The sequence below is a fragment of the Bacillota bacterium genome (assembly GCA_012839765.1).
In the GTDB taxonomy this organism is placed as follows: domain Bacteria; phylum Bacillota; class Limnochordia; order DUMW01; family DUMW01; genus DUMW01.
This window is the reverse complement of the sequence record DUMW01000077.1, coordinates 1-15,105: the sequence shown is the minus strand read 5'-3', so window position 1 is coordinate 15,105 and position 15,105 is coordinate 1. Positions and strand designations below refer to the sequence as shown.

The 15,105-nt window shown below is 55.6% G+C and carries 11 protein-coding genes; 5 read left to right on the top strand and 6 right to left on the bottom strand.

All coding sequences use genetic code 11. The features are described 5' to 3' along the window. Nucleotide 1: 1 nt before the first annotated feature. From argH to GXX57_07730, 6 genes are read right to left on the bottom strand one after another with little or no spacing between them, the layout of a single operon-like run. Nucleotides 2–1,381 (bottom strand): argininosuccinate lyase, encoded by a 1,380-nt coding sequence (gene argH, locus GXX57_07755; GenBank protein ID HHV44544.1) that lies wholly within the window; start codon nt 1,379–1,381, stop codon nt 2–4. A gap of 14 nt (nt 1,382–1,395) precedes the next feature. Beyond that, nucleotides 1,396–2,601, bottom strand: a complete 1,206-nt coding sequence (locus tag GXX57_07750; GenBank protein ID HHV44543.1) for an argininosuccinate synthase — start codon at nt 2,599–2,601, stop codon at nt 1,396–1,398. Nucleotides 2,602–2,615: 14 nt separating this feature from the next. Then, nucleotides 2,616–3,821, bottom strand: coding sequence for an acetylornithine transaminase (locus GXX57_07745; GenBank protein HHV44542.1), 1,206 nt, complete (start codon nt 3,819–3,821; stop codon nt 2,616–2,618). Then, entirely contained in the window at nt 3,802–4,722 is a 921-nt protein-coding gene (gene argB / locus GXX57_07740) for an acetylglutamate kinase (GenBank protein ID HHV44541.1), read from the bottom strand. Before argB ends, GXX57_07745 begins: the two co-directional genes overlap by 20 nt. Further along, nucleotides 4,703–5,905, bottom strand: coding sequence for a bifunctional glutamate N-acetyltransferase/amino-acid acetyltransferase ArgJ (gene argJ / locus GXX57_07735; protein ID HHV44540.1), 1,203 nt, complete (start codon nt 5,903–5,905; stop codon nt 4,703–4,705). Before argJ ends, argB begins: the two co-directional genes overlap by 20 nt. Before the next feature lie 11 nt (nt 5,906–5,916). Beyond that, nucleotides 5,917–6,951, bottom strand: coding sequence for an N-acetyl-gamma-glutamyl-phosphate reductase (locus GXX57_07730; protein ID HHV44539.1), 1,035 nt, complete (start codon nt 6,949–6,951; stop codon nt 5,917–5,919). A 345-nt stretch (nt 6,952–7,296) separates the two neighbouring features. On the opposite strand from GXX57_07730, the gene GXX57_07725 reads away from it, so the two are divergent. The 5 genes from GXX57_07725 to GXX57_07705 all read left to right on the top strand — a co-directional run. Next, nucleotides 7,297–7,683: a helix-turn-helix transcriptional regulator gene (locus GXX57_07725; GenBank protein ID HHV44538.1), complete on the top strand. Its 387-nt coding sequence runs from the start codon at nt 7,297–7,299 to the stop codon at nt 7,681–7,683. Between the two features lie 14 nt (nt 7,684–7,697). Next, entirely contained in the window at nt 7,698–9,773 is a 2,076-nt protein-coding gene (cadA, locus tag GXX57_07720; GenBank protein ID HHV44537.1) for a cadmium-translocating P-type ATPase, read from the top strand. A 338-nt stretch (nt 9,774–10,111) separates the two neighbouring features. Continuing rightward, nucleotides 10,112–11,515: an MATE family efflux transporter gene (locus GXX57_07715; GenBank protein HHV44536.1), complete on the top strand. Its 1,404-nt coding sequence runs from the start codon at nt 10,112–10,114 to the stop codon at nt 11,513–11,515. Nucleotides 11,516–11,835: 320 nt separating this feature from the next. Next, entirely contained in the window at nt 11,836–13,221 is a 1,386-nt protein-coding gene (locus tag GXX57_07710; GenBank protein HHV44535.1) for a methanol--corrinoid methyltransferase, read from the top strand. 411 nt (nt 13,222–13,632) lie between these two features. Beyond that, nucleotides 13,633–15,105, top strand: a 1,473-nt coding sequence (locus GXX57_07705) for a thioredoxin domain-containing protein (protein ID HHV44534.1), incomplete at its 3' end; no start/stop codon positions are given.

Genomic DNA, 15,105 nt, shown 5'->3' with positions numbered 1-15,105 from the left:
CTTACTGATCCTTTAGCAGTTGTCGGGCTTCGCGGATGGCAGCGGCGACTTGCTGGGGAGCAGTCCCGCCGTAAACACTTCGATTCTGCAGACTCTGCCGGGGATCCAGGTGGGGGTAGATATCAGAGTCGACCTCCGCCCCCAGCGCCCTTAGTTCCTCTAACGTCAGGTCACTGAGCTCCCGTCCCTTTTCCAGACAGAATAGGACACACCGACCGACAATCTCATGGGCCTGGCGGAAGGGAACTCCCCGTTTGGCCAGATAGTCGGCCAGGTCTGTGGCGGTGAGAAACCCCTTCTGGACTCCCTGGGCAATATGTTCCACCTTCACTTCCATCGTGGCCAGCATCCCGGCCAAAACCTTCAAACAACCGGTGATGGTGTCCACTGTATCGAAGAGGGGCTCCTTATCCTCTTGCATATCCTTATTATATGCCAAGGGCAACCCTTTCATCGTAGTCAGCAAACTGACGAGATTGCCATAAACGCGGCCGGTCTTGCCCCGGATGAGTTCTGCAAAGTCGGGATTCTTCTTCTGGGGCATGATGCTGCTTCCCGTGGCGAAAGCATCGTCCATTTCAATAAAGCCAAATTCCGTCGAATGCCAGATCACTAACTCCTCACAAAGCCGGCTGAGATTGCTCATCAGAATACTGCTAGCCCCGAGGAACTCCAGGATGTTGTCCCGGCTGGAGACCGCATCCATACTATTGGCCATGGGCCTGGTCATGCCCAGCTTTTGGGCCATAAAGTGCCGATCCACAGGAAAGCCGGATCCGGCCAACGCCCCTGCCCCTAGGGGCGATTCATCGTTCCGCTTGGCACAATCCACAAAACGGCCCTTGTCCCGCTCCAGCATGTGAAAATATGCGAGGAAATGATGGGCCAACAGCACCGGCTGGGCCCGCTGCAGGTGAGTGTAACCGGGTATAAGGGTGTCCTTATGCTCCTCGGCCACATCCAAAAGCACCTTTTGCAGTTCCGTAATTAAGCCAACAATCCGCTGGATCTCGGCCTTCAAGAAGAGGCGAATATCCAAAGCCACCTGATCGTTGCGACTACGTCCCGTGTGCAACTTCTTGCCCAAGTCCCCGACCTTTTGGGTTAACAGAGCCTCGATATTGGTATGAATGTCCTCCAGCTCCACCGACAGCTCCACTTTCCCCGCCGCGATCTCCCCTTTGATCTCCTCCAAGGCGGCAATGACCTTTGCCGCCTCTTCGGGGGTGAAGACCCCGGCCTGGACCAGGGCCTTAGCCTGCACGATGCTGCCTTGGATATCATACTCATAGAGTCGTTGGTCAAACTTAAGCGAAGCACCAAACTCATTGGCAAATGCGGCCGCCTCTTTCGTAAAGCGGCCTCCCCACAGTTTACCCACTTTAACCCCTGCCTTTATTCTTCACTCTTCAGCATCCGGTTGGAGGACGCCTTGGTGGCAAGACCGAACAACCGGATGAAGCCTGCGGAATCCTTCTGATCGTAGTCACCACCGGCACCAAAGGTGGCCAGGCTCTCGTCGTAAAGGGCGTAAGGAGAATAACGGCTCACAGGGATCAGATTGCCTTTATACAGCCGCACCCGCACCGAACCGGTTACATAGGCCATGGCATCCTCCAGGAAGGCATCCAGGGCCGAACGGAGGGCCGTAAACCATTGGCCGTAATAGACCAACTCCGCATAGCGGTCCGCCACCAGGGATTTGAACCGCATGACCTCCCGGTCCAGGGTAAGGGTCTCCAGCTGGCGCAGGGCGAAATACAGTAGGGTGCCACCGGGCGTCTCATAAACCCCACGGGATTTCATGCCCACTAACCGGTTTTCGATGATATCCACCCGACCCACACCGTGCTTGGCGGCAATGGCATTGGTCTGTTCCATAATCGCCAAGGGGTCAAGGCGCTGGCCATTGATCCCCACGGGAATCCCCGCTTCAAAATCGATGGTGATCTCCTCCGGCTCAGCGGGGGCCTGTTCCGGATCAACGGTCCACTTGAGCATGTCCTTGGGGAAAGGCTTGGTCACGTCTTCCAGGACACCGCCCTCATAGCTGATGTGCCAGATGTTGCCGTCCATGCTGTAGGGTTTTTCCTTGGTGGCCTCCACCGGAATCCCCCGGGTCTTGGCGTAGTCAATGGCCTGTTCCCGGGAGGCGATATCCCAAATCCGCCAGGGAGCAATGATCTCCAGCTCCGGACCGAGGGCTTGGTAAGTAAGTTCAAAGCGCACCTGGTCGTTACCCTTGCCGGTGCAACCGTGGCAGACCGCAACAGCACCTTCGGCCTTGGCCAGTTCCACCTGCTTTTTGGCGATGAGGGGCCGGCCGATGGCGGTACCTAGGTAGTATTGGCGTTCATACAGGGCTCCGGCCCGCAGGGTGGGAAAGGCATAGTCCCGGATAAACTCGGTCCTAAGATCATCGATGACCACCTTTACCGCGCCGCTTTTGTAGGCCTTTTCCTGAACCTTGTCCCAGTCTTCCTTTTGTCCCAAGTCCGCGGCATAGGCAATGACTTCGTAATTGTAGTTTTCGTTCAGCCAAGGAATGATGATTGATGTATCCAAGCCTCCAGAGTAGGCTAATACCACTTTTTTGCTCATGCGTGTCTCCTCCTTCATGTATTTTCGGACCTTACTTTCAGGATATCCTCTAGGGCCAGCACCACCCGCTCGATCTCGTCTTCGGTGACAATCAAGGGGGGCAGGAACCGGAGGGTGTTCTCTCCTGCGGTACCTACGAGGATCCCGCGTTCTTGCAGTTGGACCACCGCCTCCCGCACCGGGAAGGTGAGATCAACACCTAAAATCAGCCCCAGGCCCCGGACCTCGGTGATCAGATTGGGCCATTGGGATCTCAGTGCCTCCAGGCGATGTTTGAAATACAGTCCTTTATTCTCAACTTGATCCAGGAAACCCTGCTGGGTCAAAACCTCCAGGACCGCCAAGGCCGCGCTGCACGCCAGGGGATTACCTCCGAAAGTGGAGGCGTGGGTGCCGGGACGGAAACTTTTGGCTACCTCTTTCTTGGCCAACACTGCACCGATGGGTATTCCCCCACCCAAGGCCTTGGCCAAGGTGACAATATCCGGAATCAGATCGAAATGCTGGTAGGCAAAGAGCTTGCCCGTCCGCCCCATACCGGTTTGCACTTCGTCGAGAATCAACAGAATGTCCCGTTCTTTGCACAGTGTTGCCACTGCCTGCAGGTAGTCGTAATCGCAGGGGCGCACACCGCCTTCCCCCTGGACCGGTTCTAGGAGCACCGCACAGGTACTTTCCGTGATGGCACTCTGCAAGGCTTCCAGGTCATTGAGGGGCACATAGGTGAACCCAGGGGTCAAGGGAGCAAACCCCTGTTGGTATTTCGGCTGTCCTGTGGCGGTGATCGTGGTGATGGTCCGGCCGTGGAAGGAATCCCGGGCGGTAATCACATCGCCGCGGCCTGGACCGTACTTGTCGAAGGAATACCGGCGGGCTAGTTTAATGGCCCCTTCATTGGCCTCGGCGCCGCTATTGCAGAAGAAGGCCTGGTCCAGCTGCCCCAGGGTACAGAGTCTTTCCGCCAGACTTGCCTGTTGCTCAATGTGATAGAGATTAGAACAATGGATCAAGGTCTGAACCTGTTCCGTTACCGCCTCCACCACCTTGGGGTGGCAATGGCCCAGGTTACACACTGCGATCCCCGAGAGAAAATCCAGATAAGCACGGCCGGCAGCATCCCAGACCGTGGTACCACGTCCTTTGACCAAGGCCAAATCAAACCGGGCATAGGTGGACATCAGGTACTGCTCTGTCTTCGCTTTAATCTGTGCAAAATTCATCTTCTCCCTCCTTGGTCACCATGGTACCGATCCCCTGATTCGTGAAGATTTCCAACAATAACGAATGGGGCTTGCGTCCGTCAATGATATGGGTCCGGGGCACATTGTGCTCCAACGCATCGATACAAGCGGTAACCTTGGGGATCATGCCCCCGCGGATTTGCCCGCTGGCGATCATCTCCCGGGCCTTGGTAATACTCAACTGGCTAATCAGACTGGAAGGATCCTGGCCATTGGCGAAGATCCCCTCCACATCGGTAAGCATAATCAACTTCTCCGCCTGTAAAGCCACCGCCAGGCGACCGGCCACCAAATCTGCATTGATGTTATAGGTTTCCCCGTCTTCCCCCATTCCCACCGGGGTAATCACCGGGATATATCCATCCTCCGTAAGATGATTCACGATCCGGGGATCGATCGCGGTGACCTCGCCGACAAAGCCCAGATCCTGTTTGCCGTTTTGCATCTTCCGGGCGCGGATCAGATTTCCATCCTTGCCGCTAATTCCCACCGCCTGGCCCCCGTGCTGGTTGATGAGGCTGACGATCTCCTTGTTGATCCTCCCCACCAGCACCATCTCCACAATCTCCATGGTCTCCGCATCGGTAACCCGCATACCATCCACGAAGACCGGTTCCTTGCCCATCCGCTGCATGGTCTTAGAAATGGCAGGACCACCACCGTGCACCACCACCGGGTTCAGTCCCACGTAGCGCATGAGGATGAGATCCAAGGCGACCGCTTTGCGCAGACTTTCATCCACCATGGCCGCACCGCCGTATTTAATCACAAAGGTCTTGCCACAGAAGTTTCGGATATAGGGCAGGGCTTCGATAAGTACATTCGCCTTCTTCACCAACTGATCCAACCAAACCGCCCTCCTAAGTTCGATAGTGTGCATTGATCTTCACATAATCAAAAGTCAAGTCACAGGTCCACGCGGTAGCGGAGCGATCGCCCTGCTTGAGATCCAAGGTGATCACCACTGTGTCCTGACTTAAGATCTCCTTTGCTAGTTCTTCGTCAAAATCCAAAGCACCACCGTTAGCCGCCACCTGTAAGGGCCCAATGAATACATCGGTTTTCCCCGGATCAAAATCCACCCCTGCGTAACCCGCGGCACACAGAATCCGCCCCCAGTTAGCATCCTCCCCGAAAATGGCCGTCTTCACCAGATTAGACCCAGCCACGGACTTGGCAATCTGCCGGGCCTGGGCCACGGTGGCGCCGTTTTTGACCTGGACCTCCACCAGTTTAGTAGCCCCTTCGCCGTCTTTGGCGATATCCTTGGCCAATTTCTCAGTGACATAGCTTAGGGCTTTACAAAAGGCCCCATAGGAGGCATCGGGTTGGGTAATCTCCGGATTTCCCGCGGCGCCGTTGGCTAGGATGGCCACGGTGTCATTGGTGGAAGTATCGCCGTCGACGGTGATCATATTGAAGGTCTCATCCACACAGGTCCGCAGAGCCCGATCCAATAGTTCTACCGAAATGTTGACATCGGTGGTGATGTAGGCCAGCATGGTGGCCATGTTGGGGTGGATCATCCCGGAACCCTTGGCCATGCCCCCCACCCGGATGGTATGGCCCTGGTCTGCGTATTCCACCGCGATCTCCTTCGCGAAGGTATCGGTGGTCAGGATCGCCTGGGCTGCCTCCGCTCCCCCTTCGGGCGAAAGGAGCGGCGCGGCCTGTTCAATACCCGCTTCGATCATTTCGATGGGTAGACGCTGACCAATTACACCGGTGGAGGAAACCAACACCTGATCCTCACCGATGCCCAAAACCTGGGCGGTCTTTTTGACCATCCGCCAGGCATGTTCCAGACCTTCAGGCCCTGTGCACGCATTGGCATTGCCACTGTTCACCACGATGGCCTGGATCTGTTTTCCCTTGGCCAATTGCTCCCGACACACCTGGATCGGTGCTGCGGCCACCAGGTTTTTGGTAAACATAGCCGCGGCCTTGGCCGGCCGTTGGGAAAGGATCAAAGCTAGATCCTTGCGGCTTTTCTTCAAACCAATATGCAAACCGCAGGCCACAAAACCCTGGGCTGCGGTCACGCCTCCTGGAATTATCTGCATCGTCGCCCCCCCTATGGCAGCAAAGCTGTCGCTGTAAGTCCTTCTGTCTCGGGACGCCCGAACATCAGGTTCATATTCTGAATCGCCTGTCCAGCGGCACCCTTCCCGAGGTTATCAATGACTGAGAGTACCACCACCCGGTTCATTCGGGGATCCACCCTCAGCGTAAGATCACAGAAGTTAGTCCCGTAAACAGCCTTGGTCTGGGGATATTCATCCACCAGCACGCGGACAAAATACTCATCGGCATAGAACTCCTGATACAAGTCCAATAGTTCCCTTTCACTGACCTCCACCGTCAACTTCCCCGAGATGGTGCTGTGGATTCCCCGGGTCATGGGCGCCAGGTGGGGCGTGAAGGTGACCATGGCCGTATGTCCAGCCAGCAAACTCAATTCCTGTTCGATTTCCGGCCGGTGCCGATGGGTAATCAGACCGTAGGCCCGCAAGTTCTCCGTACACTCGGGATAATGATACATCTGGCCTAGCTTCGCTCCGGCCCCCGAAACCCCAGACATCGAGTCAGCCACGATACTAGCCAGATCCAGATAACCCTGTTTTAACAGGGGTGCCAGACCCAGGATAATACTGGTGGGATAGCACCCGGGGTTGGCCACCAGGGAAGCTTCCTTAATCTCGTCCCGGTGGATTTCACACAGACCGTACACAGCCTTGGTGGAAAGCTCAGGACAAGTATGGGGAATCCCATACCATTCTTCGTATATTCTTGCATCCCGGAACCGGAAATCGGTCCCCAGATCGATCAGTTTCACGCCGCCGGCCAGCACCGATTCTGCCAATTCCATACAGCCCCCGTGGGGAACCGCGGTGAATAGACAGTCACATTCTTGGATAATGGTCTTTACATCGATCTCCGAAAACCTAAGATCCAAATGTCGCAGGGCCGGAATCACCTTACCGAGGGACTCGCCCACATAGGTACGGGATCCCGCATAGACCACCTCTGCATTGGGGTGATTAGCCAAAAGCCGAATCAGTTCCCGGCCCGCATAGCCGGAAGCACCGATAATTCCTACTCTAATCAAGGATACCATCTCCTATTGCAAGCTACTGATGTGATTATACCAACCTATGTATAAATATGCAATAGGTTTACGTCACTTTTACAACTTTTTCAGGATAGCACAGGTAGGAACAAGATGCAATCCCTCGGAGGGCAGCCTGCCGTCGTGCAGAAAAGCTAGTCTACGACAAGGTTTGGCTAAATGCCGTAGGGAAGATTGGGGAATATACGAACAGTATGCGAATATACATCATCACCGATCCCTTCCCGGCGGTTCAAACACCGTTACATCCCAATGACCTCTGCTAAGCAAACGTACAAAATCCTTGACAATCCCCCGGGATCGTGGGAAAATAAACTTGAACATATGAGCAGTCGTTCATTTATTTCGAGAGGAGGTGGAGCTTTGTCCAAATCAGACCAAGACAACCAAGTTACCGAGATCCTGGAACAGGTCTCTGGGGAAATCCTCCCCGATGAACTGGCCAATAAGCTAGCGGAGACCTTCCGGGTCCTCGGGGACCCCACCCGGATCCGGATTATCCATCTGTTGTTCCAAAAACCCCGGTGTGTAGGGGATATCGCCCAGTTGCTTGACATGTCCCAGTCCGCAATCTCCCATCAACTCCGTTCCTTGCGAAACATGCGACTGGTGAAATACTACCGGGAAGGAAAAAACGTCATCTACAGCCTCGATGACGACCACATTGTGGGGCTGTTCAAAGAAGGTTTGGATCATATCTTGCACGATTGAGGAGGACAGTTGTGGTGAACCAAAAAGAGATAGTGATTACTCTAAAGGGCCAATCCTGTCCTAGCTGCCATACCTCAGCGGTGGAGGCCATTGGCCGTCTTCCCCGGGTCCGCTCGGTCAAGCAGCAGGGACAAAAATTGACCCTTACTTTAGAAGAACCGGGTCATACCCTTAAGGAGATTCGCTCCGTAGTACAAAGAATTGAACCGGCCCTCACCGTAGTGAAGGAAGCGGAGGAGCAGGAAGAGGAACATAGTTCCCTGCGCGATCTGGTGGAACTGGCCGCGGCCGCGGCCCTTACCGGGATCGCCTATCTATTGCCCGCGGAGATCAGAGAGAGTGTCTGGGTCCTGGCCTATCTGGTGGTAGGATACCCGATTATCTGGGCCGCCCTGCGGGGAGTACGCCGGGGAAATGTATTTAATGAAAATACCCTGATGAGTATTGCTACCTTCGGAGCACTTATTTTGCATAATCATCTGGAAGCCATAGCCGTAATGTTCTTCTACCGCATTGGGGAGTTCATCGAACATCTGGCGGTACAACGTTCCCAAAGGTCCATTGCCGCGCTGTCGGAGCTGTGGCCAGAGACGGCCAATCTGCTGAAAGACGGCAAAATCCAGGAGGTAAAGCCGGAGCAATTGCAGGTAGGGGATCTGATCATCATCAAGCCGGGAGAAAGGGTCCCCACCGACGCCCTGATCCTCGAAGGACACTCCACGGTGAATACCGCCGCCCTCACCGGCGAATCCTTGCCCAGGGACGTGGCCCCGAAGGATACGTTGTTAAGTGGTACGGTCAACCTGACCGCCGCGCTAAAGGCCCAGGTAGTCCGCCCCATGCATCAGTCCGCAGCGGCAAAAATCGCCGCTTTGGTGGAAGAGGCCCGACAACAAAAGGCCCCCACCGAGAAGTTCATCACCCGGTTTGCCCGGTACTACACCCCCACGGTGGTGGCCTTGGCGGCCCTCTTGGGAACAGTTCCCCCGTTACTGGGGTTTGGTACCTTTGACCAGTGGGTCTATCGTTCTCTGGTGTTCCTGGTAATCTCCTGCCCCTGCGCCTTGGTACTGTCCATCCCCTTAAGCTTCTTTGCGGGGATCGGCAAAGCCGCCTCCAAAGGAATCCTGGTCCGGGGTGGTAACTACCTTGAGGCTTTAGCCAAACTGGATACGGTGGTCTTCGACAAAACCGGAACCCTCACCACCGGTCAGTTCCAGGTGGCCGGGATTCAGCCGGCGAACGGTTTCACCCCGGAGGATGTACTGCGCTATGCGGCTATGGCGGAGAGCTTCTCCAACCATCCCATCGCCCAGTCGGTCCTGGCGGCCGCGGCCCAGGAGGAACAGCTCCTCGACGAGGCCATCGACCATGAGGAGATCTCGGGCATGGGCATTAGGGCCCTTCGGGGAAGTGAAGAGATCCTGGTGGGGAACCTAAAACTGATGGAACGCCATGGGATCCCAGTCGAGACCAGTGCGGAAAACACAGCCATCTACGTGGCTGTCAACGGACAGTATGTGGGCTGGCTTGGGGTGGTGGATACCATCAAAGAAGACGCCAAGGCCGCGGTAGCCGCTTTGCGGAAAGCCGGCGTGAGAAGGGTCTATATGCTTACCGGTGACGCCTTCTTGGCAGGCCGGAGGGTGGCTGAGGCATTGGGCTTGGATGGGTTCTATGCAGAACTGTTACCGGAGGATAAGGTGAAGCATTTGAAAGAGATCTTGGCCACCAGCCAAGGGACCACCGCTTTTGTAGGGGATGGCATCAACGACGCCCCTGTATTGGCCCAAGCCGATGTTGGCATTGCCATGGGTCAAGGGGGAGCCGATGCCGCCGTAAACACCGCGGACGTGGTACTTCTGCAGGATCGGCCCAGTCAACTGGTGGACGCGGTGCACACCGCCCAACGGACCCGGCGGATCGCTCTGGAAAACATCACCTTGGCTTTGGGCATCAAGATCCTGGTCCTCATCTTGGGTGCCTTCGGTCTTTCCACCCTGTGGGAAGCCATCTTCGCGGATGTGGGTGTGACGGTACTGGCCGTGTTGAATACCCTAAGAATCTCCCGGTACGCTTCTTCTAGTTAGCCTAAACACAAAAACCTAAGGTGTTTTCCATCATCCCCAGGTACTCCGCCTGGGGATGATGACTTTTAAACACTCTGCTCACTTTGTGGATTTGGGAAAACGACAAAACTGTGTTAAGATATTGTAAGTAGCTGTTACCAAAATGGTCCTGATCAGGCTTGGGCTCCATGATATTAACCCGATACTAAGAGCTGGTCGCTTTGCCTTTCTGTTTATCCATTCTCAACAAGGCCCCTGGTAATGGCAATCTACTACATGGGTGCTTTGTGTTCGCCGATCCTTAGAGTAGTTTGCTTTTCCAGGATAGCCCGTTTTTCTAGAGAGGAGAACTGTGCCTCGTGATACCGAAGGGAAATCTGGCATTGGATAGCGATGCAGAAGCCGGTACAGTGGAATTGGCGGCTACGCCGTCTACGAAGGAAATCCGCTGGCGGGTCTGGGATCTCTCTGCCCCCGCCTTGGTAGAAATGATGCTCAATAGCCTCGTCGGCATGGCCGACATGATGATGGTGGGTCGCCTGGGTTCTGCGGCCATTGCCGCGGTGGGATTTACCAACCAACCGGTGTTTTTCCTACTGGCCATCTTCCGCGCCTTGAACGTGGGTACCACCGCGTTAATCGCCCGCTTCGTGGGTGCAAGACGCCCGGATCGGGCCAACGATACCCTGCGGATGGGCTTTGCCATCACCCTCCTGTTGGGCATTCTCTTGAGTCTCTTCAGTTACGCCACGGCCCCCATGATCATTGCCGCCCTCGGTGCCGAAGAGGAAGTGCTTCCCCTTGGGATCGCCTATATGCGGCTCATCTCCCTGGGCATGTTGTTTCAGGCGGGGTCCATGGCCCTGAACTCGGCACTGCGGGGAGCCGGCGATACCAAAACCCCGATGACCACCAATGTCACAGCAAATATCGTCAACGTGGTGGGTAACTACATCTTAATCTACGGCCACTTCGGTTTTCCCGCGCTGGGGATCCGGGGAGCGGCCATGGCCACCAACATCGCCCGGGTCTTAGGGTGTTCCATGGCCCTGTATGTGGTCATGAGAAAAAACCCGATTATCCGCCTCTCTTTAGCTCCCCCCTACCGGCTGGATTTTGGACTCCTACAACGGCTCATCCGCATTGGACTACCGGCTGCGGGTGAGCAACTGGTCCTCAGGACAGGCCAGATCCTCTACCTACGGATCGTAGCCGGCCTTGGTACTGCTACGGTCGCAGCCCATCAAATCGGGATGAATATCCTTTCCCTGTCCTTTATGCCCGGTCAAGCCTTTGCCATTGCGGCCACCACCTTGGTGGGGCAATATCTGGGTAGTAAACGCCCGGACACAGCCCAAAAGAGTGCCTTAGAAACGCGAAAACTGGGAATGATTGTTTCCTGTTCAGTGGCGGTGCTTTTGTTCTTCGGCGGCGCCCAGATCGCCCGGCTGTATACCGATGAAATGGAGGTAATCGCCCAAACCGCGCTGGTGTTGAAGATTATCGCGCTAATCCAACCGGCCCAATCCACCCAGTTCATCCTGGCCGGTGGGCTCAGAGGAGCTGGCGATACCCGCTGGCCCCTTGTAGCTAGCTTCATCGGGATTTGGGGAGTACGGGTAGCGGTTGGTTATCTCCTCGTCGCCTGGTTCCACCTGGGCCTGGTGGGAGCCTGGACCGGCATGGCGCTTGATCAGTGTACCCGCTCTGTTTTGATCTGGACCCGGTTCAAACGGGGACGCTGGAAGAGCATAGCGGTCTAAGTACACCATACTGGATTCTTGCCACAATCCGCGATAAAGGCTGACTGGCAAGCATACCACGGGATTTCACCTGCGGACGGGAAATGTATGCAGTATATATACGCTTCTTTCCCCCGTTTCCATGATCGCACAGTAGCCTTACCGCTTTCTTTGTACCAGGGGTTCTGCACCCGAACCCTGGCCCCCAAACCTTCGACCGAAAGCCCTATCCTTACATGCTACACAAAATAATACCACCTTTCGCAAGATTATTCATAGTAGTCGTGGGGATTCAATAGTAAAATGAGCTTAAGCTGAAAATCTTTACCGGAGGTGGGAACATGAGGCAAGTCTTTGGAAAATTAAGCTATGAAAGCCTGACGGATTTCCTTTACGGTACGGCGCCTAAGCCGGTGAAATGTAAGAACGGAATGGTGATCGGTGGGGGCGAAGTATACCCCGAGATCAACTTCACCCTACCACCGATGCCCATTGAGGAAAAGAACTTCCAGGAGATTATCGCACAATACAAGGAAATTGTCACGGGGGTATTGACCCGGGCTGCGGAACTCCATGCCCCGGGAGTGGTGGTGGAAGTGGAGTTGTTGCCGCCGATGACCGAAAACCCCCAGTGGGGTTTGGCCGTTACGGAGACGGTTTTGGAGATTATGGACCAGTTCCAACAGGACCAGGGCTTAAAAAGCGTCCTACGGTTAACACCCAATGATATCCGCGAGATGCGTCGACCCCCGCTGATGCGTTCCGGTGAATTGTGGGAGAACATGTTGGCTACCTTCACCTATGCCGCCAAGGCCGGAGCAGACTTTTTAGCCATTGAGTCCACCGGCGGCAAGGAGGTACACGACGATGCCCTTATCAATGCCGACTTGGCGAAGGTCATCTTCGCTCTGGGAGTCCTGGGAGCCCGGGACATGGAATTCCTCTGGGGACACATTGTGGACATCGCCCAAAGATACGGAAGCTTCGCCTCGGGTGATACGGCCTGCGGTTTCGGCAACACCGCCATGGTGTTAGCGGAACAGGGAATGATCCCGAAGGCCTTCGCCGCGGTGGTGCGGGTGGCCACCGTCAGCCGAAGCCTGGTAGCCTATGAGATGGGTGCCGTTGGTCCCAGCAAGGACTGTGCCTATGAAGGTCCCTATATGAAGGCCATTGCCGGTGTACCCATCGCCATGGAGGGCAAAAGCAGCGCCTGTGCCCACCTGAGCCCCGTGGGGAACATCACTGCCGCGGTGGCGGACCTGTGGAGCAATGAGTCGGTCCAAAACGTGAAACTGCTGGGAGGCATGGCCCCCGTAGTCTCTATGGAACAGTTGATCTACGATTGCCGACTGCTGAATCAAGCTCAGCGGGAAGGCAAGGATGCAGCTTTGACCTTGCAGAAGTGGCTAGTGAATTCCGACAGCGCCTATGATCCCCAGGCCTATGTACTACGGCCCGATGTGGTGTACACCATCAGCGAAAAAATCGTTCAAGAGCCAGAACCCTTTAAGCGCACGAAGCTTGCAGCCCAAGTGGCCATCGACCTGCTGAAAAACGCGGTAACGACCAAGGAGATCCGCCTAGCGGAACGGGAGCTGCGCTGGCTTGATCTGATGCAATACCAGCTGGATGAAATTCCCGATGATGCACTCAAATTCTGGGAGCAGCTGAAACCCAGCTTGGATACCAGCAAATTTATCCCCAGCGAGTATGGTCTGGAATAGGGAAAGGCCGGAGCAATCCGGCCTTCTTCGTTTGGGTCTATAGCTCTCGCACTTTAAGTCACCGCGGAGGTTTCCTCTATGATTCCTTACGGGAGTCTGCGGAAACCCAACCTAGCCACGCGGTCCAGGTAAAACCCGACCTCCGGCAGTAACATGGGCTATATGCTCCAACCCCCAAAAACACGGTTACCTCGTCTTCCAGTAGGGCCAAACGTAGAAGGGGCAGAGTAAAACCCTGTTTATCTTCCCGCTGTTTTTGGGAGCGATGCGAAGAAAACAAATGCAGGCTGGGTCGGTAGCCCCTCACCCATGCCGATGGTTGACCAGCTTTCCACTCTTTCGGAGACTGAGTATAAGCCCCACCCAGTTCCCCCATCCTAAGGGTAGGGTCAATGGAAGGAGGAAGAACCCATGAATCGCCTCGCCAACGAAACCAGCCCCTACTTGCGCCAACATGCCCATCACCCGGTGGACTGGTACCCCTGGGGCGAAGAGGCCTTCGCCAAGGCCCAGGCCTTAAACAAACCCATCTTGCTCAGTAGCGGCTATTCAGCCTGTCACTGGTGCCACGTAATGGCCCGGGAATCCTTCACCAATGAGAGAATTGCGGCCATCATGAATGAGCATTTCATCAACATCAAAGTGGACAAGGAAGAACGACCCGACGTGGATCAGGTTTATCAGCAAGCTTGTCAGTTGTTCACCGGCCAAGGGGGTTGGCCCTTGACCGGGTTTCTCACCCCCCAGGGTGAACCCTTCTTCGTGGGCACCTACTTTCCACCCAAGGCCCGATACGGACTGGTGGGGTTTGAAGAATTGCTTTTGGAAATGGCCCGGATCTACCGGGAGGGACCGGAAACCATCCGCCACACCGTAAAGATCATCAAACACACCTTGACGGGCCAAAGAAGCTCCGGTTATGGTGGAAGCCTGGCCACAGAGCAGGAAATAAGGGCTTCCGCGGAGAGACTCCTTCCCCTTTACGATGGGGAATATGGGGGCTTTGGTCCTGCACCTAAATTTCCCATGGTAAACCTTTGGGAGCTATTTCTCAGCCTTGGTTCGCCCTTTGCCCCTCTGGCCCTGAAGACCCTCCGCATCATGGCCCAGGGCGGCATCCAAGACCAAATTGGTGGTGGTTTTCACCGCTATTCCACCGATCGGCGTTGGCTCGTCCCCCATTTCGAAAAGATGCTCTACGATAACGCCCTGTTGTGCCTGGCCTACTCCCACGCCTACCAGTTCTCCAAGGACGACTTCTTCCGGGAAATTGCCTGCAAGACCGCCCGCTGGCTGCTCAGGGAGATGCAGCACCCGGAGGGTGGGTTCTATGCGGCCCTTGATGCCGACACCGAAGGAGAAGAGGGGAAATACTACCTGTGGCACTATGACACCATTCAGGAGCTTTTTTCCTCGGACGATGCGGACCTGCTCTGCCAATACTACGGCATCACCCCCCAAGGCAACTTTGCCCAGGGACAAAACATCTTGCATAGGTCCCTGGAACCGGAGGAACTGGCCGAAAGGATCGGCCTTGCCCCCACCGTCCTCAAAGAGCGACTATCCGCGCTAAAACAACAGATGCTCGCCCACCGGGAAAAGCGGGTAAGACCCTTCCGGGACGAGAAGATCATCACCGCCTGGAACGGGCTGGCCATCGCTGGGCTGGCCTTGGCCGGTCGGGTCTTTGACTGCCCCGCCTACATCGAAGCAGCCCACACCGCCTGGGCCTTCATCCGCCGGCACCTTTGGATCGAAGGACGACTGTATAGGAGTTATCTGGACCGTCGTAGTAGGACTCCCGGCTTCCTGGAGGACTACGCCTACCTGGTCTTTGGCCTCGTGGAACTGTATCAGGCCACTTTCCGCGAAGAGTATTTAGAG

Coding starts and splice junctions, on each gene's coding strand:
- GXX57_07725 (HHV44538.1), top strand. CDS start 7,297: ATGAGCAGTCGTTCATTTATTTCGAGAGGAGGTGGAGCTTTGTCCAAA.
- GXX57_07750 (HHV44543.1), bottom strand. CDS start 2,601: ATGAGCAAAAAAGTGGTATTAGCCTACTCTGGAGGCTTGGATACATCA.
- GXX57_07710 (HHV44535.1), top strand. CDS start 11,836: ATGAGGCAAGTCTTTGGAAAATTAAGCTATGAAAGCCTGACGGATTTC.
- GXX57_07745 (HHV44542.1), bottom strand. CDS start 3,821: ATGAATTTTGCACAGATTAAAGCGAAGACAGAGCAGTACCTGATGTCC.
- argJ (HHV44540.1), bottom strand. CDS start 5,905: ATGCAGATAATTCCAGGAGGCGTGACCGCAGCCCAGGGTTTTGTGGCC.
- argB (HHV44541.1), bottom strand. CDS start 4,722: ATGCACACTATCGAACTTAGGAGGGCGGTTTGGTTGGATCAGTTGGTG.